Genomic DNA, 1,609 nt, shown 5'->3' with positions numbered 1-1,609 from the left:
GGCGGAACCTGGAGGAGGACATCCGACAGGGGGCTACGGCCTGGGCCTGGAGGAGGGTGCGACCCGACTTCAAGACCCTGCTCCTATGGGCCCTAGGGGCCCGTAGAGGGCCCGGGGCCCCTGCCCCTGAGGGGGCAGTAGGCCCCTGGGCCATCCCGTACCTCCAGGAGGCCGAGAAGGGGCAACTCCCCGGGCTCATCACCGCCATAGCGGAGCACCTGGAAGGCCTCCTGCGGGACTACGGAAACCGGAGGTACTACGCCGGGCTCCTGTGGAAGGTGGTGCGGGGAGAACTCAACCCCTGGGCGCTCCTAAACGCCATCCAGAGGGTGCAGGTAGACATGCGGGAGGGATGGGCTAGGCGGCCAGGAGCCCTCCTGGCTAGCAGGCTCAGGGCGTAACGCGAAAGAACACTTTCGCGTTTGTGCCAGCTCCCCATAGTCCCCCTAGGGGCCCCTATACGCGTCCCTATAAGGAACCTCTATAGGTAAAGCAAACTACGTGCGATTGCGTGCGTTTATCGGCAAAAACACCCGACCCTTTTTATGATCCCCCCTTCAGAGGTTCCCCCCGGGGGAAAGCCCCCGGGGGGAGATGGGACCTGCCTAGAGAAGGCTCTTGGCTTTTCCTAAGCAATTCTGGTTCACTTCCGCCACTTTCAAGAGGGCTTTAAAGATATGCTTTTGAAGCTCACTGCCCTTAACGATGAACCAGGCGGGTTTACCCCTCACGATGGGAGAGCCCTTGTCGGAGGGGTCCTCGTCACCGTTGTAGCGAAGGCCCAAAGCGGGCTCATCGTCCCACAGACCCAGAGCCACGGAGTAGCCTCCTTTTCCCTCGTTGTAGAGAAGGCAGACCAACTTCCAACGGGCCTTGGGGGAAGTAACCGTTTGCGGGTCAACCATCGCGCACCTCCTCGCTTCAGAGGTAGACCTACATGTCTACCTCTACGTACACGTTTATTATTGTGGACATGTACGAATCTGTCAAGCCCTAGGCGGCCATCATTTGACCGCCAATGGGCTTCTGAACGGCTTTTCTCGACTCTTGCCACAGCTTGGACTTGCCAAAAGGGGTCGGGAGCGCTTAAAAGAGGGGAGAAAAGAAAAAGCCCTGGACTACGCCAGGACCGGGCATCCTCAGCGTAGTCCAGGGCCTCCGAAAAGGGAAGGCCCTTATGAACGAAGCCGATAAGAAAGCCCAAAACCTCAAGCGCCTGGGACCTGCGGCGGTGCGGTTGGCCCGGACCCTGGGCCTCCTTGCCCGGGAGGAGGCAGGGGTCCAGGAGGAGAGGGGGACTAGGGGGGAAAATCAAACCTCTAGCGTCCAGGAGCGTGCAACAGTCATAGAGGATGCTCCTAGGGTAGAGGTCCCCTCGAGGACCTCTAGGGTGGAGGGCGTTGGGGCCCCCCCAGCATCTCACGAACCCCGTTGGATACTGACTGTTGCACGGGGTGGACCCCTGCGCCTGGCCACCCTCCTCTACCGGATAGCCCGGGGGATAGCCCGGACCAGGCGGATGGCCCGGAGGACCGGGGTAGTGGTCTTCCACCTGCCCGTGGAGATGGTCGCCCAGCACCTAGGGGTGGACCGCACCACGGTATGGCGG

The 1,609-nt window shown here is 61.5% G+C and carries 1 protein-coding gene and 1 pseudogene; one reads left to right on the top strand and one right to left on the bottom strand.

Features of this window, described 5'->3' with window-relative positions:
- A pseudogene (locus L1088_RS12355) lies at window positions 1-401 on the top strand (hypothetical protein); the annotation flags it as partial.
- Between the two features lie 204 nt (window positions 402-605).
- Here the strand turns inward: L1088_RS12355 and L1088_RS12350 are convergent.
- A complete protein-coding gene (locus L1088_RS12350) occupies window positions 606-905 on the bottom strand; it encodes a hypothetical protein (protein WP_234555355.1) in 300 nt (99 codons plus the stop codon).
- Between the last annotated feature and the right edge of the window lie 704 nt (window positions 906-1,609).

This window comes from Thermus caliditerrae (genome assembly GCF_021462525.1).
GTDB lineage: Bacteria > Deinococcota > Deinococci > Deinococcales > Thermaceae > Thermus > Thermus caliditerrae.
The sequence above is the reverse complement of the archived record's forward strand: the minus strand, read 5'-3'. Positions and strand labels throughout refer to the sequence as shown.